The organism is Austwickia sp. (genome assembly GCA_016699675.1).
Lineage (GTDB): Bacteria > Actinomycetota > Actinomycetes > Actinomycetales > Dermatophilaceae > Austwickia.
Map to the genome: position 1 here is coordinate 1147654 of CP064985.1, position 21677 is coordinate 1169330.

General features: G+C 72.6%; 19 protein-coding genes and 2 pseudogenes. 11 read left to right on the top strand and 10 right to left on the bottom strand.

Going from position 1 to position 21677, the window contains the following annotated elements:
• Window positions 1-24 precede the first annotated feature (24 nt).
• Window positions 25-957: a TIM barrel protein gene (locus tag IPK37_05345; GenBank protein QQS01831.1), complete on the bottom strand. Its 933-nt coding sequence runs from the start codon at window positions 955-957 to the stop codon at window positions 25-27.
• A 240-nt stretch (window positions 958-1197) separates the two neighbouring features.
• Here IPK37_05345 and IPK37_05350 point away from each other — a divergent pair, with 240 nt between their 5' ends.
• The 3 genes from IPK37_05350 to IPK37_05360 all read left to right on the top strand — a co-directional run bounded on the left by IPK37_05350 (window position 1198) and on the right by IPK37_05360 (window position 3483).
• Entirely contained in the window at window positions 1198-1938 is a 741-nt protein-coding gene (locus IPK37_05350) for a GntR family transcriptional regulator (GenBank protein QQS01832.1), read from the top strand.
• Window positions 1939-2079: 141 nt separating this feature from the next.
• On the top strand, window positions 2080-2406 hold the full coding sequence (locus IPK37_05355) for a TfoX/Sxy family protein (GenBank protein ID QQS01833.1): 327 nt from the start codon (window positions 2080-2082) through the stop codon (window positions 2404-2406).
• Window positions 2407-2604: 198 nt separating this feature from the next.
• Window positions 2605-3483: an alpha/beta hydrolase gene (locus tag IPK37_05360; GenBank protein QQS01834.1), complete on the top strand. Its 879-nt coding sequence runs from the start codon at window positions 2605-2607 to the stop codon at window positions 3481-3483.
• Here IPK37_05360 and IPK37_05365 read toward each other — a convergent pair.
• The 4 genes from IPK37_05365 to IPK37_05380 all read right to left on the bottom strand — a co-directional run bounded on the left by IPK37_05365 (window position 3467) and on the right by IPK37_05380 (window position 8166).
• The gene (locus IPK37_05365) at window positions 3467-4753 is read right to left on the bottom strand and encodes a PQQ-dependent sugar dehydrogenase (protein ID QQS01835.1); all 1287 of its coding nucleotides are present in this window, start codon (window positions 4751-4753) and stop codon (window positions 3467-3469) included. The genes IPK37_05360 and IPK37_05365 overlap by 17 nt on opposite strands.
• Window positions 4754-4856: 103 nt before the next feature.
• On the bottom strand, window positions 4857-5972 hold the full coding sequence (locus IPK37_05370; protein QQS01836.1) for a hypothetical protein: 1116 nt from the start codon (window positions 5970-5972) through the stop codon (window positions 4857-4859).
• 80 nt (window positions 5973-6052) lie between these two features.
• Window positions 6053-6835 carry a WHG domain-containing protein gene (locus tag IPK37_05375; GenBank protein QQS01837.1) on the bottom strand — a complete coding sequence of 261 codons (783 nt, stop codon included), beginning with the start codon at window positions 6833-6835 and terminating at the stop codon, window positions 6053-6055.
• Between the two features lie 260 nt (window positions 6836-7095).
• On the bottom strand, window positions 7096-8166 hold the full coding sequence (locus IPK37_05380) for an alpha/beta hydrolase (protein ID QQS01838.1): 1071 nt from the start codon (window positions 8164-8166) through the stop codon (window positions 7096-7098).
• On the opposite strand from IPK37_05380, the gene IPK37_05385 reads away from it, so the two are divergent.
• From IPK37_05385 to IPK37_05400, 4 genes are all read left to right on the top strand, one after another.
• Window positions 8165-9661: an MFS transporter gene (locus IPK37_05385; GenBank protein QQS01839.1), complete on the top strand. Its 1497-nt coding sequence runs from the start codon at window positions 8165-8167 to the stop codon at window positions 9659-9661. The two genes, IPK37_05380 and IPK37_05385, sit on opposite strands and share 2 nt — an antisense overlap.
• 24 nt (window positions 9662-9685) lie before the next feature.
• Window positions 9686-10546, top strand: coding sequence for a PhzF family phenazine biosynthesis protein (locus IPK37_05390; protein QQS01840.1), 861 nt, complete (start codon window positions 9686-9688; stop codon window positions 10544-10546).
• A gap of 212 nt (window positions 10547-10758) precedes the next feature.
• Window positions 10759-11064 (top strand): ferritin, encoded by a 306-nt coding sequence (locus IPK37_05395; GenBank protein ID QQS01841.1) that lies wholly within the window; start codon window positions 10759-10761, stop codon window positions 11062-11064.
• Between the two features lie 146 nt (window positions 11065-11210).
• Window positions 11211-12791, top strand: coding sequence for a catalase (locus IPK37_05400; protein ID QQS01842.1), 1581 nt, complete (start codon window positions 11211-11213; stop codon window positions 12789-12791).
• Window positions 12792-13018: 227 nt separating this feature from the next.
• On the opposite strand, the gene IPK37_05405 is transcribed toward IPK37_05400, so the two are convergent.
• Window positions 13019-13402, bottom strand: a complete 384-nt coding sequence (locus IPK37_05405; GenBank protein QQS01843.1) for a hypothetical protein — start codon at window positions 13400-13402, stop codon at window positions 13019-13021.
• 208 nt (window positions 13403-13610) lie between these two features.
• Window positions 13611-14590 (bottom strand): annotated as a pseudogene (locus IPK37_05410) (hypothetical protein).
• A gap of 352 nt (window positions 14591-14942) precedes the next feature.
• Between IPK37_05410 and IPK37_05415 the strand changes: the two are divergent.
• Window positions 14943-15446, top strand: a complete 504-nt coding sequence (locus IPK37_05415; GenBank protein ID QQS01844.1) for a hypothetical protein — start codon at window positions 14943-14945, stop codon at window positions 15444-15446.
• Between the two features lie 10 nt (window positions 15447-15456).
• Window positions 15457-15951 carry an ASCH domain-containing protein gene (locus tag IPK37_05420; protein ID QQS01845.1) on the top strand — a complete coding sequence of 165 codons (495 nt, stop codon included), beginning with the start codon at window positions 15457-15459 and terminating at the stop codon, window positions 15949-15951.
• On the opposite strand, the gene IPK37_05425 is transcribed toward IPK37_05420, so the two are convergent.
• Window positions 15926-16606 (bottom strand): MFS transporter, encoded by a 681-nt coding sequence (locus tag IPK37_05425; GenBank protein ID QQS01846.1) that lies wholly within the window; start codon window positions 16604-16606, stop codon window positions 15926-15928. The genes IPK37_05420 and IPK37_05425 overlap by 26 nt on opposite strands.
• Before the next feature lies 1 nt (window position 16607).
• Window positions 16608-17213: pseudogene (locus IPK37_05430) on the bottom strand (MFS transporter).
• Between the two features lie 162 nt (window positions 17214-17375).
• Here IPK37_05430 and IPK37_05435 point away from each other — a divergent pair.
• Both IPK37_05435 and IPK37_05440 read left to right on the top strand, forming a co-directional pair.
• On the top strand, window positions 17376-18083 hold the full coding sequence (locus IPK37_05435; protein ID QQS01847.1) for a winged helix-turn-helix transcriptional regulator: 708 nt from the start codon (window positions 17376-17378) through the stop codon (window positions 18081-18083).
• A gap of 437 nt (window positions 18084-18520) precedes the next feature.
• Window positions 18521-19780, top strand: a complete 1260-nt coding sequence (locus tag IPK37_05440) for an acyltransferase family protein (protein ID QQS01848.1) — start codon at window positions 18521-18523, stop codon at window positions 19778-19780.
• A 9-nt stretch (window positions 19781-19789) separates the two neighbouring features.
• On the opposite strand, the gene IPK37_05445 is transcribed toward IPK37_05440, so the two are convergent.
• Window positions 19790-21535: a GMC family oxidoreductase gene (locus tag IPK37_05445; protein QQS02688.1), complete on the bottom strand. Its 1746-nt coding sequence runs from the start codon at window positions 21533-21535 to the stop codon at window positions 19790-19792.
• Between the last annotated feature and the right edge of the window lie 142 nt (window positions 21536-21677).

Here is a 21677-nt window from a genome sequence, read left to right on the forward strand (position 1 = left end):
GGCGAACGACGTACGCGGGGGTGGTCACTTAAGCCCGAGGCCGCACGAGGCGAGGTACTCGCGGGTCTTGATGGCGTTGGGCTTGGGGTAGGAGGGGTCGCAGCCGTACATGTCCTGCTCGCACACGACGTACAGCTCCTTGTCCAGGTCCGCGAGCGCCTCGATCAGGCTGGGCATCTTTGGCTCGCCCTCCGGCGGGGCCACCGAGACGCCCTTGTGGACGGCCGCGACGAACGGCCAGTCGTCGTCGTGGGCCTGCTTGACCAGCTGCGGGTCCATCGCCTTGATGTGGACGTAGGAGATGCGCTCGGGGTAGGTCTTGATGAGGTCGATGCAGTCGCCCTGGCCGTAGACGATGTGGCCGGTGTCGAGGCAGAACCCGACGTACTCGGGGTCGGTGGCCTGGAAGATCCGGTCGATGTCCCCGCGGGTCTCGATGTGGCTGTCGCCGTGCGGGTGCAGCACCATCTGCAGGCCGTAGTCGTCCTTGAGGAGCCGGCCCAGCCGGTTGGCGTTGGCGATGTAGAGGTCCCAGGCCTTGCCCGTCAGGACCCGCTCGTCGGTGAACTCGCCGGTCTTCTCGTCTCGGAACATGGGGGGCAGGTGCACGACGTACTCGGCGCCGACCGCCGCATGCGTCTCGCCGATGGCCCGGAACGTGGCCTCCGTTGCGGCCCAGGCCTCCTCCTTGTGCAGGATCCCCCAGCCGGTGCCGGCGACGACCTTGAAGCCGTGGTCGTCCATGACCGTCTTGAGCTCCTTCGGGTCGGTCGGGAAGTAGCCGAACGGGCCCGTCTCCATGATCGAGAAGCCCGCATCCGCCATCTCCTGCAACGCCTGCCGCCAGGGGATCTGGACCGGGTCCTCGGGGAACCACACGCCCCACTGGTCGGGGCAGACCCCGATGGCGAGCTTGCTGAAGCGCGGGTCGGTGTTGCGGGACTTGTCCTGCGTCATGGCGCGAGTCCTTCGAGTGCGGGCGAGCTGGGGTAGCCCCACGCTAGCGCCTGAGGGGTTTGTCCTGTCAATAGATCAATAGCGCGAATGTGCGGGACGTCGCACCGGCGTTTGGGTGCGGGCGCGACCGCCGCCTGGACCGTGGCCAAGCGTCGGGGCAGGCAGTGGGTTTTGTCTGGACGTCCATACAGCACGACCAATGAATAGGTATGTCCGGGTGTGAGCGTTTACCCTCGGGAGATGAGCACAGAGCTACCGGTGGTGATCGACCGGACGAGCCCGGTCCCGCTGTACCACCAGCTCGCCCAGCAGCTGACCGCCGCGGTCGAGAACGGCGTGCTCAAACCGGGCGATCCGTTCGAGAACGAGATCGCCCTGGCCGAGCGACTCCAGCTCTCACGTCCGACGGTGCGGCGCGCCATCGCGGAGATGGTGTCGCGGGGGCTGCTGGTCCGGCGGCGGGGGGTCGGGACGACCGTCGCGAACGAGGTCATTCACCGTCGCGACGAGCTGACCAGCCTGTACGACGACCTGCGGCGGCAGGGGCGGGTGCCCCGCACGGAGGTGCTCCTGTTCGAGACGGAGTCGTACGACGACCGCGCGGCCGAGGCGCTGAAAGTGCGCGCGGACACCCCGCTGGTGCTGGTGGAGCGGCTGCGGCTCGCGGACGATACGCCGATCGGGGTGCTGCGGAACTGGTTGCCGCCGGAGTTCGCGGACCTGACGGCGGCCGACCTGACCGAGCGCAGCCTGTACGAGCTGTTGCGCGGTCGCGGGGTTCGCCCGGCGGTGGCGCACCAGACGATCGGGGCACGGAGCCCGTCGACTCGCGAGCAGCGGTTGCTGGGGTTGAGTAAGTCGGACCCGTTGTTGACGATGACGCGGAAGGCATACGACGGGTCGGGCGCGGCCGTCGAGTTCGGTGACCACTGCTACCGGGCGGACCAGTACGCGTTCGACATCACGGTCTACGAGCGCTGACGAAGAACGCAGCGCAGCGGAGTTCGAGGAAGCGCTCCCGTCAAGACGAGCGCTGTCCCCCGCGCAGCGGGGGTGCCCCCAGAAGAACGCGGCCCGGCGGAGCTTGTCGGTGTTCGGTGGGCTGGCGGGATACTGGCGCGCATGGCGTACGACGAGGAGCTGGCCCACCGCATCCGTGCTGCGCTGGCGGGGCGCGACGGCGTACGGGAGAAGCGGATGTTCGGTGGCCTGGCGTTCCTGGTCGACGGACACATGGCGGTCGCCGCGGCGAGCGCGGGCAGCCTCATGGTCCGCGTCGACCCGGCTGACGCGGACGGGCTGCTCGACGGCGACCGGGTGGCGCGGATGGTGATGCGCGGCAGCGAGCTCAAGGGCTGGCTGCTCGTCGACCCCGCGGCGCTGGCGGACGACGAGGCCCTGGCCGGATGGGTGGCGCGCGGCGTCGCCTACGTGGACGGGCTGCCCTAACCCGTCACCATGGTTGCGGAAATCAGCCCCTGGAACGCAACCATGGTTGCGAGATTCGGCCGTGGCGCCGCAACCATGGTTGCGGCAATCGGCCCCTGGAACGCAACCATGGTGACAAAGCGGGGGAAGGTCGCCAGCGGGTGGGCGTGAGCGTCGGGGCCGGGTGAGCGTGAGCGTCGGGGTCGGTAGGGTCGGCCCATGTTCGAGGGCTTTCGGGAGATCGACGTCGAGGTGCCCGGCGCGCTCATCCATGCCCGCGTGGGCGGCGCTCCCGAGGGCGCGCCGGTCCTGCTGCTGCACGGGTACCCGCAAACGCACGCCATGTGGCATCGGGCGGCGGCCGAGCTGGCCACGACGTACGCCGTGGTCGCCGCCGACCTGCGCGGCTACGGAGACTCGATCACCCACGAGACCGACTACACGTTCCGCGCGATGGCCGCCGACCAGGTCGCGCTCATGCGCGCGCTCGGTCACGAGCGGTTCCACGTCATCGCCCACGACCGCGGCGCCCGGACGGCCCACCGCATGGTCCTCGACTCCGCGGACGCCGTGGCCTCGGTCGCGCTGCTCGACATCCTGCCGACGCTCGACGTCTGGGCACAGATGGACGCGTGGCTCGCGATGAAGTACTACCACTGGCCGTTCCTCGCCCAGCCGGGCGGGATGCCGGAGCGGCTCATCGGGTCCGATCCGGTCGGCTACCTGCGCGATGCCCTCGGCGGGCTCTCCGGGCCGCTCGACGTGTTCGACCCGGGCGCGCTCGCGGCGTACGAGCAGGCGGCCCGCAAGCCCAGTGTCGTGGCGGCGTGGTGCGGGGACTACCGGGCGGGCGCGACCATCGATCTCGACCACGACCGCGCCGACGAGGGTCGCACTGCCGACCTCCCCGCCCTGCTCCTGTGGGGGACCAAGGGGGTCGTGGGCGCGCAGGTGGATCCGCTGGCGTGCTGGCGCCGGTGGTTCCCGAACGTCACCGGCTACGGCGTACCGGCCGGGCATTTCCTCGTGGAGGAGGCCCCGGACCTGGTCATTCCGGCGCTCCGCGAGCACCTGGCCGGCGTCACGGCTTGCGGGTGATGCGCACCAGCACGTCGCCGTCCCCGTTGCTGCTCGTGACGTAGAGCGCCTTGTCGGGGCCGACTCGGGCCGCGCGCAGCCGCCCGTACGTCCCGTCCAGCTCCTTTGGCACCGTCACCGACGTGACCTTCCCGTCGGCGCCGACGCGCAGGAACAGCAGCTTGCTCGCCTTGAGCGCGGTGACCGCGAGCGCCCCGTCGTACGGTCCCCATTCCGACCCCGCGACGAACGCGGCGCCGCTGGTCGCGAGGGTGGGGTCGCCGGAGCTCCACACCGCCGGTACGGCGTCCGGAAAGCGCTTGAGGTCGGTCATGGGGACCGACTCGTCGTACCCGCCGCGCGTGCCGCCCTGGGCGGGGTCCCATCCGTAGTTCGCGCCGGCCTTCAGGCGGTTGACCTCGTCGTCGCGATCCGGGCCGTGCTCGACCGAGTACAAGGCCCCGGTCCCGGGCTGCACGGCGACGCCCTGCACGTTGCGGTGGCCGTAGGTGTAGACGTACCGCTCCTTCGGATTCCCGGCCGACGCGAACGGGTTGCCCGCCGCCGGCTGCCCCGTCGTCAGGTCCAGCCGCAGCGTCTTGCCGCCCAGGCTGCCGCGGTCCTGCGGCAGCGCGCCGTTCGCCGTATCCCCGGTGCCCACGACGAGCGCGCCGTCGGCGGCGATCGTCGGCCGGCAGCCGGAGTGCCGTCCGCTGGGGTTGATCGGCAGGCCGGTGAGCAGGTCCTTCACCCGTTCGATGCGCCGGGCGCCGTTGGATCCCGCGGTGGACAGCCGGTAGGTCACCAACCGGACGTCGACCGGCGCGCCCCCCTCGGCGTGGTCGAGGCACGCGGTGAGCAGGCCGCTCGTCGCGAAGTCGGGGTGCAGCACGAATCCGAGGAGCCCGCCCTCGCCGCGCGCGTACACCTGCGACAGGTCGCCCTCGACGGCCCGCGGCTGGTCCGGAGCGCGCCGCGGGTCGGCGACGACGAACCGGCCGCCGCGCTCGCTGACGAGGAGGTTCCCGTCCGGGAGAAAGCCCACGTCCCAGCCGTGGCTGATGCCGCGGGTCAGAACCTGTACGTCGAGCGCGGCGCCGGTTCCTGGCCCGGCGGCGCCACCCGACCCCGACGCCGGGGTGGGCGAGCCGGCCGTGGGGACATGCGTGCCCGGCTGGCTGCTGGAGCAGCCCGTCGCCGCCAGCGCGGCCGCCACCGCCATGCCGGCGGCGACGCGACGGCGCCGGTCCCGGGGTCGCGCTGGCGAGCGGGGCACGGCGAGTCTCGGCATGCCTCATCATGACTCGCGCGAGCCGTGGTTGGGCAGTTCGACCGTTCGTGACCTGCGCTTTGGGTGCCATGGCACCAAACGTGCAGGTCACGAACGGTCGCGGTCACCCCAGTGCGGAGGGCGATGCGGTGGCCGAGCCGGACGACTGGCGCCGCGCGTAGTCCTCCTCGGTGATCGCCGCGCGCACGTCCGGTACGTCGACGCGCAGGTCGCGCCCGTAGGTGATCGTGTGCGACGTGAGCTTGAGCTCGCCGAGGACGCTGCCCATCCGCAGCAGCGTCCCGTCGTCGCCGAGCCAGAAGTCGTCGTAGTCGCCGATCCCGCCGATCCCCCCGGACCCGCCGGGGCCGGTGGCCTTCGTGGTCGGGGCGGGCGCGGTGGTCCCGCCCGGGCTCGGCGTACCCGCGCTCGCCGTACCCGCGCTGGCACCGCCGCTCGCCGTACCGCTCGACGTGCCGGTCGGGGTCGCCGCAGCGGGGGGCGTCCGGCACGGGGTCGGCGACGCGGACGCCCCCGGCGCGCCCGATGCGCCGGACGTGGCACCGGACGCCGACGGCGAGGTCGGCCCGGCGTACGCGGCGGGGTCGTACGCGCGGTAGTGCCGGGCGTTGCGACCGGCCACCTGCTCGCTGCCGAGGTAGGCCACGGCGGACCCGGCCGCCCCCGGCTTCCACAGCACGAACTCCAGGGCGGTCCGCGCTTCGGGGCCGACCACCCACACCGTCGAGGAGCCGGACGGGTCGGGCTGCTGCCGGTAGACCTTCCCGCCGACGGCGACGTTGCTGGCGAGGATGCTCAGGCCGAGCGAGGCCACGGGCGCCGACCGGTCGCGCGCGTCCAGCCGGATGACGGGGTTGAGGACCTGCGGGACGCAGAAGCCGTCGGTGCGCTCGTACGAGAAGTTGACCAGCATGGTCTGCTGGGCCGCCAGGGCCGCGGACGCGCGGTCGAATACCGTCGTGGATTCGGCGTCGGACAGGCGGCCCGCCGGCGTCGGCCAACCCGACAGCGAGGTCGGCGCCGGGCCGGCCCCCGTCGCCGCATCGCTCGCCGCCGCCGGCGACCCGCCCGAGTCCGCGCAGCCCGCCGCGAGAGCCGCCAGCAGCATCCCGCAGACCACGGCAGCGAACGGCCGACGGCGCCCGCGGCGGCATGCGGCCAACCGGCCGAAGGCAACGGGAGCAACGGGCTCGAGGGAAACGACGGTGTTGGCAGGCACGAGCCCAGCATGTCAGGCGGTTCAGCCGGTGAAGTCCCCAGCCGATGCGACCCCAGTCGGGGGCCGTCAAAGGGAGCCCGTCAGCAGCGGCGGACGGCCTCGCCGACGGTCTCACTCACCCGGTCGGCGGGGACGCCGATCCCCTGGCCACACAGCGCGAGCGCCTCGCGGAACAGGATGCCGTCGGCCACCAGGGCCTCCCCCGGCATCCGGTCGACCTCCATGCGGACCACGCCGCACAGCACGATCCAGTGGGTGACCGCGGTCCACCACAACCCGATCGGCGCGTCGATCTCGTGGCCGTCCTGCGCGCACAGCTCCTGGAGGCGCACCAGCTCGGCGCGGAATTCCTCCGGGACCTCCTCGTCCAGCGCGGCACCGACCCGACCGGCGCGGTGCATCCCGGCGAGGCAGCTCATCAGGTGCCAGGTGAACCGGATCCGATGGGGCAGCCGCCCCGCGAGCGTCGCCTCTGCGTCCTCGGGCGTGCGCGGCTGCCCGAAGACCAGCCGGAACTCCTCGGGGCGGGAGAGCGCCCAGCTCCGGAAGGCGTACAGCGAGCAGACCAGCCGATGCCCGTGCCGCTCGGGTGGCCACGAGTCCGCCGCCTCCCGCATCCGGCCCAGCACGTCGTCGAGGATCGACTCGCCGAGCACCTCCTGCAGGGCGGCGTGCGAGTCGACGTACCGGTACAGCGCCGGCGCCGTCATGCCCATGTCCGCGGCGATGGCCCGCAACGAGACCGGCCGTCCCTCGCGGAGCGCGTCGCGGGCGAGCGACAGCATCTCCTCGTACGTCGCCCGCCGCCGCTCCGCCCGACGCTGTCGGGCCGGCGTGTTCACCGGCTTCTCAGTCCCGCTCATGCACTCGTGCCGCCTTTGCCTGTCGCTGCGGCGAAGCAGCTGGTCGTGTCGCCGCGAACCCCGAGGGGGGTCACCCCTCGCGAGTCTGCCAACAAATCGGGGCATAACTGATCAAAACGCCCGGCACCTGCGTGACCGCCCGCAGCACATGTTCCGGCTTACCCCGGGGATTATGATAACCGTGCAGGCGCGGGCGCGGAAGCCGCTGCCCGCCCCACGGAAAAAGCGGTCCTGCCCGGCCGACCGCCAGGCGAGGGACGCTAACGGTAGCGAGCGAGCCCGCCGCCGACCCCCATGCGCATGGCGCCGGCCGCCTCGAGAGTAGCCTCCTTGCCCGCCGCGAACAGCCCGGTCGCGTTGACGAATGCGTGCACCAGACCGTCGTGCCGCCGCAGCGCCACCCGCACCCCGGCCGCGTCCAGGGCCCGGGCGTAGTCCTCGCCTTCGTCACGCAGGACGTCGAATCCGGCCACTGCGATGTACGCCGGGGGGAGCCCGGCCAGATCGCCCGCGAGCAGGGGCGACGCCCGAGGATCGGCCACGTCGACGCGACCGGGGAGGTACTGCTCCGTGTACCAGTCCATCTGCCGATCCGTGAGGAAGAAGCCGTCCGCGAACTCGGCGTACGACGCGCGCTTGCGCGAGAAGTCGGTGACCGGGAAGAACAGCAGCTGAAACGCGGGCATCGGCAACCCGGCCCGCTGCCGATCCGCGCAGAGCACCGTGGCCAGATTTGCTCCGGCGCTGTCGCCACCCACCGCGATGAGTTCGGGGTCGTGGCCCCAGTCGGGCGCCATCTGCTCGGCGAACCGGTACGCCGCGAGCGCATCGTCCGGCGCGGCCGGGAACGGATGTTCGGGCGCCAGACGGTATTCCACGGAGAGCACCGAAACACCCGAATAGCGGGCCAGGAATCGGGCCACACCGTCGGTGCTGTCCAGGCCGCCGAGGACGAATCCGCCGCCGTGGAAGTAGACCAGCAGCCGGTCCGTGTCGCCGGCATCGGCCCGGTAGAGGCGCCCCCGAATCGCACCCTCGGGAGTCGGGATCGTCACGTCGCGCACGACGGCGCAGGGCTCCATCCGGCCGGCGTACAGCTTCGCCTCGTGGTCGATCGCCGCGCGGGCCTGCGCGAGCGGGAGCTCCTCGAAGCTGGGGCCGGACGACAGCCGCATGAAGCGCAGCGCCGCGCCCACCGCGGGGTCGAGGTCGGCTCCGGCGAGATTGCGCGACCGGATCCCGACGGCGCGGTGCAGCAGGCGCGGGGAGCGGGCGAGGGCGCGGACGGCGCCGCGTTCCGCGGCGTCACGCAGGTACGTCGAGGCGGGCATGGACCCATCCTCCGCCGGGCGGCGGGGTCAACGACGGGAATACCGGCGGGAATGCCGGGGGGCCTCGGCGATACTGACGCCCGTGCCCACCCCCTCCGCCGCCGCGCCCGGCCCGCCGTACCGCGACGCGTCGGCCCCGGCCCCCGCTCCCGCACCCGACCGCCGCGCCGTCCAGCGGCGCACGCTGACGACGCTGGTCGGCGCCCAGGTGCTCGGCGGCGTGGGCGTCGCGAGCGGCATCGCGGTCACCGCCCTACTGGCCCGGCGGGTGTCCGGGTCGGAGGCCCTCGCGGGGCTGGGCACGACGGCGCAGGTCTTCGGGGGCGCCCTGCTCGCCGTACCGCTCGCGCGCCGGATGGCCAGGCGGGGTCGCCGGTCGGGGCTGGCGCTGGGGTACGTCGTCGCCGCCGCCGGCGCGGCGCTGGTCGTCGCCGCGGCCATCCTGTCCCTGTTCCCGCTCCTGCTGCTCGGCACGGCGCTGTTCGGCGGGGCGACGGCGTCGAACAGCCAGAGCCGGTACGCCGCCAGCGACCTCGCCGAGCCCCAACACATCGGCCGGGACCTGAGCCTCGTCGTGTGGGCCACCACGGTCGGTTCGGTGCTGGGGCCCAACCTCGTCGGCCCGGCGGAGACCGTGGGCTCGGCGCTGGGCCTGCCGGAGATGGCGGGCTCGTTCGTCTTCTCGATGGCCGGGTTCGCGCTGGCTATCGCGGTGCTGCAGGCCTTCCTGCGGCCGGACCCGCTGCTGGTGGCGCGGGCGCTGGAGGCCGAGGCGGCCAGCGCAACGCCCGGCGAGGCGTCCGGCCCGACACCCGGCGCGGCGTCCGGCGCGACGCCGGGGACGCGGTCCGACCCGAGGCAGCGGGAGGCGCAACCCGGCACGCGCATGCACGGCTCGGTCTGGTCGGGGCTGCGGATCATCGCCAGCCACCCGCGGGCGCTGCTGGGGCTGCTCGTCCTGGCCGGCGGTCACGCCGTGATGGTCGGGGTGATGGTGATGACCCCGCTGCACATGGACCACGCTGGGGCCGGCCTGCGCCTGATCGGCCTGGTCATCAGCATCCACATCCTTGGGATGTACGCCCTGTCACCCGTCACGGGCCTGCTCACCGACCGGTTCGGCGGGCGGCCGGTGGCCGCCGGCGGCGCGCTCATCCTGCTGGCGTCGTGCCTGCTGGCCTCCCGCGCCCACGAGGGCATGTCCACGCTGCTCGCGGTCGCGCTGTTCCTGCTCGGTCTCGGCTGGTCCGGCACGCTGGTGAGCGGCTCGACGCTCATCACGCGGGCCCTCCCGGTGCACGACCGGCCGGCCACGCAGGGGGTGTCGGACCTCGTGATGGGGCTGGCCGGCGGCGGCGCCGGGGCGGGCGCGGGCGTGGTGTTGCAGCTCGCCGGCTACGGCGCCCTCGCCCTGGTCGGCGCCGCCGTCGCGGTGGGCATCCTGGTCGCCCTCGTCGTCCTTCGGGACGCGGGTGGCCGAAGCGTCGGGGGCTGATCGACAGGGGGCTACTCTCCGCGCATGGCGACGTACCCCTTCGACCAGATCGACGTCTTCTGCCCCGAGCCGCCGGGTGGCAACCCGCTGGCGGTGGTGCACGACGCCGACGGCCTCACCGAGGATCCGATGGTCGAGTTCGCGCGGTGGACGAACCTCTCGGAGACGACCTTCCTGCTGCCGCCGACGGCGGAAGGGCGGGCGCAGGGCGCCGACTACCGAGTCCGCATCTTCACCCCGGGTGGGGAGCTGCCGTTCGCCGGGCACCCCACGATCGGCAGCTGTCACGCGTGGCTGGCGCGCGGGGCCCGGCCGGGTGGCGGGTCGGCGACGGTGTTGCAGGAGTGCGGGATCGGGCTGGTCGCCCTGCGCATCGAGGCGGATCGGATCGCCTTCGCGGCGCCCCCGCTGCTGCGTTCGGGGCCGGTGGCCGCGGACGACGTACAGCGGGTGGCGGTGGCACTCGGGCTCGGCCCGAGGGACGTCGTCGACGCGGCGTGGGCCGACAACGGCCCCGGCTGGATGGGGCTGCTGCTCACCGACGCCGCCACGGTGCTCGCGCTGCGCCCCGACTTCGCCGCGCTCGGCGACGCCAAGGTGGGGGTGGTGGGCCCCCACCCGACCGGCGGCCCAGCCGACGTGGAGGTGCGGGCGTTCTGCCCGGGGTACGGCGTCCCCGAGGACCCGGTGACCGGGTCCCTCAACGCCGCGCTTGCGATGTGGCTGATCGGGACGGGGCGGCTGCCCACGACGTACGTCGCAGCCCAGGGCACCGCCCTGGGGCGACGCGGCCGGGTCCACGTGAGCCGCGACGAGGCGGGCGTCGTCTGGGTGGGCGGGGCGGCCCGCACGGTGATCACGGGATCCGTGGAACTCGGCGCCTGACGGACCACCGCAGGCGGCCGACGCCGAGGGCCGCGCCACAGTTGGCGGCCCCGGGTGCCGTCCCGATCCGATGCGAGGCAGGATGGAGTGCGGGTGCCAGCCGCACCCGGCGTACGGTGCCCAGCCGCACCCGGCGTACGGTGCCATCCGCACCCGGCGTACCCGGTGGGCGAACCCGACCCGACCGGGCCGACGATGACGAAGGGGATCCCATGAGCAGCGAGCAACTCCACGAGCAGAACCTCAGCGCGCAGGCCCTGGACCGGCACCGCGCCATCGTCTCGCTGATGGAGGAGCTGGAGGCCGTCGACTGGTACAACCAGCGCGTCGAGGCCACCAGCGACGAGTCGCTGCGCCGGATCCTGGAGCACAACCGGGACGAGGAGGCCGAGCACGCCGCGATGTTGATCGAGTGGCTGCGGCGGACGTACCCGCAGTTCGGCGAGGAGCTCAAGACCTACCTGTTCACCGAGGGCGACATCCTCGAGGCCGAGGAGAAGGCCACCGGCAAGGACTGAGCGCGCTCCCTGGAGCCGCGAACTGGCCGGCGGAGGTCGGGCGGCCGGTGATCGCTACCCACCCTTTCGGGTGAACCTCGTTCGCGGTCGGCGAAAGGCCGAGGTCTCGGGGTGCATTTCGCCGGATTGTGGGGTTGGCTGGGCCCATGACTCAGCCGACGACCCCGCCGCCCAACCCCGGAAACGACACCGGCTCGACGATGCTCAACGGCGCCCCCGCGCCGAGTGACCGCCACAGCCTGACTCTCGGTCCCGATGGGCCGCTGCTGCTGCACGATCACCACCTCGTCAACGCCCTCGCGCACTTCAACCGGGAGAACATCCCGGACCGCAAGCCGCACGCCAAGGGCTCCGGCGCGTTCGGCGAGCTGGAGATCACGCACGACATCACGAGGTACACGAAGGCCGCGGTGTTCCAGCCCGGCACCAAGACCCGGATGCTGGCGCGGTTCTCGACGGTCGCGGGCGAGGCCGGGTCCCCCGACACGTGGCGCGACGTGCGCGGTTTCGCGCTGAAGTTCTACACGACCGAGGGCAACTGGGACCTCGTCGGCAACAACACCCCGATCTTCTTCCTGCGCGACCCCATGAAGTTCCCGAACTTCATCCGCAGCCAGAAGCGACTCGGCGATTCCGGGCTGCGCGACCAGAACATGCAGTGGGACTTCTGGACGCTGAACCCCGAAAGCGCCCACCAGGTCACCTATCTGATGGGCGACCGGGGGCTGCCGCGGAGCTGGCGATTCATGAACGGCTACGGCAGCCACACCTACATGCTGGTCAACGCCTCCGGCGAGCGGTTCTGGGTGAAGTTCCACTTCCACAGCGACCAGGGCGTGGAGAACTGGAAGGGCGCCGACGCCGAGAAGATCGCGGGCGAGGACGCCGACTTCCACCGGCGGGATCTGTTCCAGGCCATCGAGCGCGGGGAGTACCCAAGCTGGACGCTGAAGGTGCAGATCATGCCGTACGACGAGGCGAAGACCTATCACTTCAACCCCTTCGACCTGACGAAGATCTGGCCGCACTCGGATTACCCGCTGATCGAGGTGGGTCGGATGACGCTGAAGGAGAACCCGGAGAACTTCTTCGCCCAGATCGACCAGGCCTCGTTCGCGCCGAGCAACATCGTGCCGGGCATCGGGTTCAGCCCGGACCGGATGCTGCTGGCGCGGGTGTTCGCCTACTCCGACGCGCACCGCGCCCGGGTCGGCGTGAACCACGACCAGCTGCCGGTGAACCGGCCGCTGCCGGAGGTCGAGGCGAAGTACAACGTCTACACCTTCGACGGGCCGATGCGGTACTACCACAGCGGCGGCCAGGCCACCTATGCCGCGAACTCGACCGGCCGCGGGTACGCCGACAACGACGGTCGCGACGAGGCGGGCTGGGAGGCCGACGGCGAGATGATCCGCTGCGCGCAGGCCCTGCGCCCGGATGACGACGACTTCGGCCAGGCGGGCACGCTGGTGCGCGAGGTCTTCGACGACGCTGCCCGGGACCGGTTCGTGGAGACCATCGCCGGGGCGTTGCTGCAGGACGTGACGCCGCCGGTGCTGGAGCGGGCGTTCTGGTACTGGTCCTCCGTCGACGCCACCATCGGCGCCCGGATCAAGGCCGAGGTCCAGAAGGGCCAGGCCGACGGCGGCCCCGGCAATGACCCCGACAAGGCCAAGGCGAAGCAGCCGGAGGCGATCCGCGAGAGCGACACGCAAGCCGGCCGTTAATTCGTACGTCGTGAGGCGGCGCCGTCCCAGGTCTCGGGGCGGCGCCGCTTCGCGTCACGGACCGCCCCCATCGCCTCGTCGCGGGATGAGTCTGCGGTGTGACTGGGGCGTTATGCGTTCCCCGGAGCGCATAACGCCCCAGTCATGCGGTGGTCCAGCTGCTGGGGCCTCAAGGTCAGCCGGACGCGGCCTGTTGGAGGCTCAGAGCGCGACGAAGGGCGGTGATTTCAAACCCGGACCGGCACCCGGGCCTCGCTCTCGATGACGCTGACGATGTGCGGCGAGGGCGACAAGACGCCGATCCCGATGAGGTCCTCAGCCGTGCGGCCCATGCGCACCACCCCCAGAGCCTCCCAGTCCAACGCCTCCGAGAGTCGACGTTGCCCCACGCGCAGCTCAGCGTCCGAGTAGCGCGCGGGGACGAACTCCATCGACACGCGGAACCCCTCGGCGGACCGGCCACGCTGGATGGGCGCGAGGCCGACGATCCCGATGGTGTAACCCCGGGGATACTCGTGTCGCACGCCCCCGACGAGGTCCGGGCCCAGCCGGTCGATGAGGATCTCGAGAAACCGCTCGCCGTCGATCTGCCCGTCGTCGACATTCGTCATGCCCCATCGTCCCATTTGCCCCGCCGCCTCGCCGGGTCCGCCACCTGCGCAGGCGCGTGGACGCTTGGTGCTCATGGCCACTGCACGATCGCCGAACGAGGTGACTGGGGCGTTATGAGTTCCCCGGAGCGCATACCCCAGTCACTGCCCCCGGTCACGAGGAGCCCTGGTCGCAAGGTCAGGCCGGCCGCGACCTGTTCGTTTGGCGTCAGCCGGCCACCGCGGCGGGGTCGCTCGCTCGATCGGCCCGCAGCGCCGCGAGCCCCCGCTCGATCTGATCCAGGAAGCGCTCCGGCGCAAGGCGCAGCCCCACCACCGGGATGCGCAGCACCGCACGGCGGGTGAGGGTCACCTCGTTCTGGCGCAGCGCGTCATCGACCGGGTTCAGCGCGAGCGCGTGCTGGCCCCCATCGATCTCCACGACGAGGCCGATGTCTTCCCACTCGACGTCGAGGTAGATCCGACCGCCCGGGAGGGAACGCACGACCTGGTGGCTCGGCCGCGGGAGCCCGTGCCGTCGGCACATCCGGGCGAAGTCCAGCTCGCCGAGCGAGTGCACGCCATCGCAGACGTCCCGGATCACGGCATCGATGAGGGCGCGACGCGGGCTCCGCCGTACGGTCTGCCACGCCGCGAGCAGCCGAGCCGGCGCGACCAGCCGCTGCTGCACGGCGAGGCAGATGAGCAAGGCCGCCTGCCGGTCCGAGACGGCCAGCTGCGCCGCGTGGATCACGGCCCAGTCGGGGGTGACGCGCGGCAGGCCGATGCCCACGACCGGCACCGGCGCGCCACGACGCCGGGCATGGGGTGCCGGTCGTTGCCGGTGGGCACCGACACGTCGATCACGTCCAGCCGGAAACCGGTCAGGCCGTGCGCGACCAACGCGGCCGCTCCGTCCAGGACGGCGCCCGGGCCGCTCTCCCACACCGCCTGCCACAGCATCCCGCGCCCCTGCGGCGTGGTGCCCGCGACGACGATCGTGTGTCGCCCGGCGCGATGCCATCGGCCGGCCCTGACCTCGGCGCGGACGTCCTCCTTCGTCACGCCGAGCGCGCGAAGCTCCGCGCGATGGACGACGCCATCGTCCGCCGACTGCGAGGCCGCCACGGCGAGCGCGCGACGGCGGCGCTGTTCCGCCGGGCTCCGACGTCGAGTGCTGCCCTGGCCGGGCCGAAATGTCTGGACCATGGCCCTAGGGTGCTGACCCCCGTGGGGTCTCGGGTCCGCGCCAGTTCGGGCTGTGGACCGCCACGTGGTGCTCCCGGGGTGGGGACAAGGGGCGCTTCCCACGTGACTGGGGCGTTATGCGTGCCCGGGAGCGCATAACGCCCCAGACATTTCGCTCGTCGCGAACTGAGCTTCCTGCGCGGCCTCCCAGGGCACGTCGGCCGGTCAGACCGGATCACCAAGAAGCGGTCAGTTCGACATGACGTCTCCTGAGCCGCAGCCCCCAGCCGCCCTAGCGCAACGCATGGCATACCCATCCGGAGGGCTCACTCCCGCGGCAACCGGGCGGCCCGCTTGGGCGCTCTGTATGGACGTGAGTCCTCGCATCGCCGCCGTCGCCGCCGTCGTGGGGTTGGTCGCCCTCGTGCCGGCGTGTGGTCTTTCCCGGGCGTGCACCGCCATGGGTGGTAGCAGCGGCGTCACCGTGTGGGTCGCGCCGGACCTTGCGCCCGTAGTCCCGACCGCCCGCATCCGGGACGAGCCGCAGCCCAGCGGCCTCAGCGTCCGGGTGTGCCTGCGCGAGAGCTGCCACGACGTACCGGTGGACGTCATCCCCACCCAGAACCCCCAGCGCCCGCGGGCCTGGGTGCCACTCGACGCGCTCCCCAGCGAGCCGGTCACCGTGCGCGTCACGCTGCTGCGGGCCGCCACCGGCGCGGCGCTCGTCGGCCCGCAGGACGTCGAGGTCCATCCGGTCTCCCACGCGGTCAACGGGCCGGGCTGCGGGCCCGTCGTCCAGGGCGCGGCGGTGCTGATCGAGCGGAACGGCATCCGCGAGGGCAGTCTGGAGGGGCCGGGCCCGGGCGGTACGCCGTAGCCTGAACCGCATGTCGCGGAGCGAGATCGACGCCTTCTGGGAGGACGCCCGCATCCACGTGGGGCTGACCGAGCTCGCGTCGTACGTCGGCGCCACGCCCCTCTCGGCCATCCAACCGCCGGCGTGGTCCTTCGGGGCGACCCCCGAGCAGGCGGACCGGCTGCTGCAGCTCGTCCTCGACGGGATCAAGACGGCGACCGCGGGGGCGCTGTGGGACTACGAGGCCGAGGGCGACGAGCTGCCCACGCCGGGAATGCTCTCGATCGTGCTCGACGGCGCCGGCCACCCACGGGCGCTGGTCCGCACCGACGATGTCCAGATCGTGCCGTTCCGCGAGGTGGGCGAGGAGCATGCGTACGCCGAGGGCGAGGGCGACCGGACCCTGGCGAGCTGGCGCGCGGAGCATGAGCGCTTCTTCAACGAGCACGCGGCCCACGACCGGGGGTTTCGCGACGACATGCCCCTGGTGCTGGAGCGGTTCACCGTGCTGCATCGCTGGACGTGAGCTCGGCGGCTGACGATCCCTCGGTCACCGACCGAGCCCGGCGCACCACGACCGCGACCACGATGACGCTGCTCACGGCGCCGCAGAGCAGGAACGTCGGCCGCGGCCCGATGAGCCCACCCAGCCAGCCGCCGAGCAGCAGCGCCACGGTCCCCAACGCGCGTGCCATGCCGTTGAGCGCGGCGTTGGCGTCGCCGCTCCGCTCGTCCGGGATCCGATCCACGACCAGGGCCATGAGCAGCCCGTTCGACAGGGCGTTCGCCGCTCCGCAGGAGGCCTGAAGCGCGAGCAGTACGCCGTACGACGGCGCGACCCCGCTCGCCGCGGTGAGCAGCCCCATCGCGCCGAACGCCGCGAAGATGACCCGGACGCGCGTTGCTGCGCGGTCGATCCGGCCGGCCGCCGCCGAACCCGCGACGGCCCCGCCGCCGAGGGCCACGGTCAGGATCCCCACCTGTTCCGGGGGAACGCCCAGAGCATCCCGCAGGAGGAAGATCTCGACGACGTTGACCGCCTCGAGCGTGACGCCCAGCGGGATGAGGGCCAGCAGCACGGGCCGTAAGACCGGTTCGGCGAAGAGCAGCCGCAGGCTCCCCGCGGCCCGGCTCGACCACCCGGCGCCCCGCGCCCGACGCGCCGGCGAGACGGTCATCACGGCGCCCACCCCGGCGGGTCCGCACGACGAGGCCCGCCAGCGCCACCGCGGCGAAGGTCGCCGCGTCGGCCAGGAACGCGGCCCGGTCGCCGTACCGTCCCACGAGCACCCCACCCGCCGCCGCCCCCAGCGGCGCGGCCACCGCCGACCAACCCTGTTGCAGCGCGATCACCCGGCCCACGCGCTGCTCCCCCACCATCCGCGGCACCAGCGCCGACCAGGTCGGTTGCAGGACGGCGTGCGCGCTCTGCACGACCACCACCAGCGCGCAGGTGCTCACGAGGTCGTCGGCGGTTGCGAGCAGCCCCGCGGCCCCCGCCTGCACCAGTCCGCCGACGACGAGGATCCGCCGGGAGTCGCAGCGGTCGGCCACCCGACCCGGCACCCCCATCAGCGCGACGATCGGCAACCCGAACGCCGCCAGCAGCGCGGTGACCGCCACCGGCCCCAACCCCCAGGCGTGGGCTCGGAGCAGCAACGCGATCATCGCCGCTGCGTCGCCGGCGACCGAGAGAGCGCGGGCGCCGACGACGAGCGGTACGTCGTACGGCGCCGCGGCCCTGCTCCGTCGCATGGGCGGCGGTGAGTCTTGAAGCGCATCCTTCATAGTTACGAAGCTAACACTTCACGTATGTGACGCGCGAGCTTCAGACCTCGCGCCATTGCCTCTGTGGATAGCGACCGTTCGTGAGCTGCCCTTTTGGTGCCGCGGCACCCAAAGGGCAGGTCGTGATCGGCCACCTGAAGAAGCCCCGGATACGCTCGGACGATGGCCGAAGAGACGCCGCGACGCCGTACCGACGCCCCGGCTCGGCAGACCACCGGGGAGACGACGCGACGCCGTACGGACGCCCCCGCGCTGTCGATCTCCGACCCGCGGGCCCTCAAGGCTCTAGCCCATCCCGCCCGGCAGCGAGTGGTGGACCTGCTGTACGACCACGACGTGGCCATCACCGCGACCCAGGCCGCGGCCGAGTGCGGGCTGTCCCCGTCGGCCATGAGCTACCACCTGCGCGCCCTGGAGCGATGGGGCATCGTCGAGCGCGACGCGTCCGCGAGCGACGGCCGGGAGCGGCCCTGGCGCGCCGTCGGCTCATCGCTCAACGTCGGGCCGAGCGCGCTGACGGGGGTTCCGGTCGCGGAGGTGGCGACGTACCTGGCTGCCTTCCTGGCCCCCCTCAACGAGGCGGCGCTGCGACTCGCCAGCCAGCTCTCCGAGCAACCCCGGGACGCGCCGCCGCACGTGTCCGGCGTGCTGAGCCGCGGTCGGCTGTGGCTGTCCCCTGAGGAGTTTGCCGAGGTCACGGACGCCTTGGCCGCGGTGACGCAGCGCTTCGCCGACCGCTCCATCGAGGACCATCCAGCGCACGCGCGGCCCTACGACGCGTACCGGATCCTGCTGCCCGTCGACGCGGCCACCGGCGCCCCCGAAAAAAATCTTGGCGGCGATGCAACCGCGCAACCACCCCAGGCGTAATCGAATGGGGAGGGGTACGTCCGACGCAGTGCCTGACACACGCGCAAGGCACCATCGGACCGGTAGTGGCGCCGGGGTGAGCAGTTTTTCACCCCGGCGCCTTTGCGCGTCCCGGCTCGCTCAGCCCCGGCCACGGCCTGCTCATGGCAGCCCGCCTCGAACCACCGCTCGGCGACAGGCGACACCCCCGCGGCGCCCGTTGAGCGCACGGCGTCCCACCCTATGGAACAGGGCGTTCGTCCAGAAGTGACCGCTCGTCGAGAAGTCTCGACCGCTCATCGCGCGCCGAACGGTCGGATTGGGGCGACCGGGGTCGTCATCCCCCTTGACACCTGCGCCGACACCGCTCGCGCTCATGGCACGCCCTGGGGAAGGTCACAGCAATTTCAGAGGTTAACAACCGATCGTGAAGACGTTCCCCGAGAAGGAGTTTCCCCGTGACCATCGCGCCTGCCCGCACCACGCCCGCGCTGGGGCTACCCGCCCCGCAGCCGCGGCCGCGGCAGGCCTGGGTCGACGTCGCGCGCGGGTTCGTCGTCGTGATGGTGGTGGTCATGCACCTCGGCATCTATCACTTCCTGCCGATGACCACCGGCGAGTCGAGCAACGCCTTCTGGACCGAGGTCAACTCCGTCCTGCAGGTCCTGCGGATGCCGTCCCTGCTCATCCTGTCCGGCTGGCTCGCCTCGTCGCGGGTGCGGGCGGGGCTGGGCAGCGCGAGAACCCGCCGGACGATCGCCGCCAACGCCTACCTGTACGTGCTGTGGCTGGCGATCTACGCCGCCGCGGCGGTGGCGCTCGGCGCCACGGAGATGGCCCAGGCGCCGACCCCGCAGACGTTCCTGCCTGAACTGCTCATGCCGTACAGCACGCTGTGGTTCCTCGCCGCCCTGGCCTGGTACACCGCCGGCTTGGCCGCCCTGCGCCGCGTGCCGGCTCCGGTCGTCCTGACCGGGCTGTTCGCCCTCGGGTGGCTGAGCACCAACCTGTGGCCGGTCGAGATGGGGCTGTGGGCGAACATCCCGCACATGGCGATCTACTTCGCGATCGGCGTCTACGCCAAGCCCGCCATCGAGGCCATCGGCGCGCGCCCCGCCCTGGCGCTCGCCGGCGGAGTCGGCTCCGCCGTCATGCTGGGGGAGATCGCCGGCACGCTGCAGGAGGGCGGCCTCCCGACGTACCCGTTGGTCGTCGCCCAGTCCCTCGCCGGCGTCGCCGCCGTCTTCGGGGCGGCCTCGCTGGCCACCCGGGACGCCGCGCCACTGACCAAGCCCCTCGCCTGGCTGGGGCGACGCACGCTGTCGATCTACGCGCTGCACTACCTGGCGATCATGGCCGTCTCGACGGTGGCGTCGGGCCGCCTGTACGACCTCGACCGCGCGCTGCTCGCCAGCCCCACCGGCCGGTGGGTGTACCCACTCGTGGCGACGGCCGCCATCGTGCTGGCCGCCGTCGCCGTCCACGAGGCCGCCCAGCACCTCGGCCTGCGCTGGCTGTTCGCGATGCCGCACCGTCCGGCCGCGCTGGCCCGCCGCACCGCCGACGCCCGCGCCCGGGTCGCGCGCCGCATCGACACGCTGGCCCCGATCGGCTACCTCGCGAGCCACACCCAGCCCGAGCCGCGCGTTCCCGACGACGCCGACTTCGCGGAGGTCGAGGAGCTGCCGCCGCGGCTCACGCTCGTGCCGGTCGGCTAGCCACCGCCGTTAGGGTGCCACCGCCGCGGGAGTCGAGGCTGTGGTGGCCGGTGTCGGCAGCCAGCCAGCCAGCAGCGGCCGTTGGGGCGGGATCGGCTCGAGACGCTCGTACGCCGCGCCCAGCGCCGGCCTGGCGTCCGCCTCCCCCCGAACCGGCCACAGCGCCATCGCCCGCTCCGCCTGCGCCGTGATGGTGAGCGAGGGGTTCACCCCGAGGTTCGCCGAGACCGCCGAGCCGTCGACGATGTGCAGACCAGGGTGGCCGTACGCCCGGTGGTACGCATCGATCACGCCCGTCGCCGGGGAGTCGCCGATGACGGCGCCCCCGAGGTAGTGCGCGGTCATCGGGATGTCGGCGATCTCGCCGATGCTCGACAGCGGGAAGCCACCGATCCGGCGGGCCACGAACCGCATCGCGGCGTTCCCGGCGGGGATCCAGCGGGGATTCGGCTCCCCGTGGCCCTGCCGGGACGCCAAATGCCAGCCCCGCAACCGGCTGCGGCGGCCCCGCACGGTCAGGGAGTTGTCGTAGCTCTGCATGACCAGCGCGATGAACGTCCGCTCGGACCAGCGGGGCAGGCCGGCGGTCAGCGACGCGAACCGCCCGGGATGCCGCAGCATCTGCCCGAGCCACCGCAGCGGGCGCGGCCAGCGCCCGCCCCCGTCCGTCATCAGCGTCGTGAGCAGGCCCATCGTGTTGGAGCCGGGTCCGTACCGGCACGGCTCGATGTGGGTCGCCTCGTCCGGGTGGTACGAGCTCGTGATCGCCACGCCCCGCGAGAAGTCCACCGGCGCGGCGCGGACCCCTGTGGTCGCCCCGCACAGCGCCTCGGAGTTCGTGCGGGTGAGCTCGCCGAGGCGATCCGACAGGCCGGGTAGCGAGCCCTCCGCCTTGAGCCGGGACAGCAAGAGCTGGGTGCCCCACGCGCCCGCCGCGACGACCACCTGGTCGGCCCTGTGGGTGCGCACGTCGCGGCGCCCCCAGAACGGGCCGGTACGGCGCGTCGTCACGACGTACCCGCCCCCCGCGCTCGGGCGGACGTCGGTGACCGTACGGCGTTCCTCGACGACCGCCCCCAGCCGCTCGGCGAGGTAAAGGTAGTTCTTCACCAGGGTGTTCTTGGCGCCGTACCGACAACCCGACATGCAGTCCCCGCACTCGCGGCAGCCGGTGCGCTCGGGGCCCGCGCCCCCGAAGTAGGGGTCCGGGACCGTGCGACCCGGCTCCTTGCGCCCGTCCCGACCGAAGAACACCCCGACCGGGGTGAGCCGGAACGTGGGCCCCCGCCCCGAGGCGTCGGCCAGCTCGCGGATCATCTCGTCCGCGGGCGTGATCGTCGGGTTGGTGACGACGCCGAGCATGCGGCGGGCGAGGGCGTAGTACGGCGCGAGCTCGGCCCGCCAGTCCGTGATGTGCCCCCACTGCCGGTCCCGGTAGAACGAGTCCGCGGCCGGCTCGTAGAGCGTGTTGGCGTAGTTGAGCGAGCCACCGCCGACGCCGGCCCCGGCGAGCACCAGGACGTCGGGCAGCACGTGGATCCGCTGGATCCCCAGCAGGCCGAGCCGGGGCGCGAACAAGAACCGGTCCAGCCGTGTCGACCGCCGGTGGTCGACGTCCGCGAACCGCCGCCCCGCCTCCAGCACCCGCACCCGGTAGCCCTTCTCGGCCAACCGCAGCGCGCTCACCGAGCCACCGAAGCCCGAGCCGATGACCAGGACGTCGTCCTCGCTATCCCCGCGGCCCTGGCCCCTCATCTCCCCGCGCGCCTCGTCGCGCGCGGTCCCCGCCCGTCCGGAATCCATGTTCGGATGGTTCCGTACCGGTTACTTCCTCGCCACCCGTCTTGTCGAATCGGTGGCCCGTCGCGTGCGCAACCGACGGTGCACTGGTGCCGCA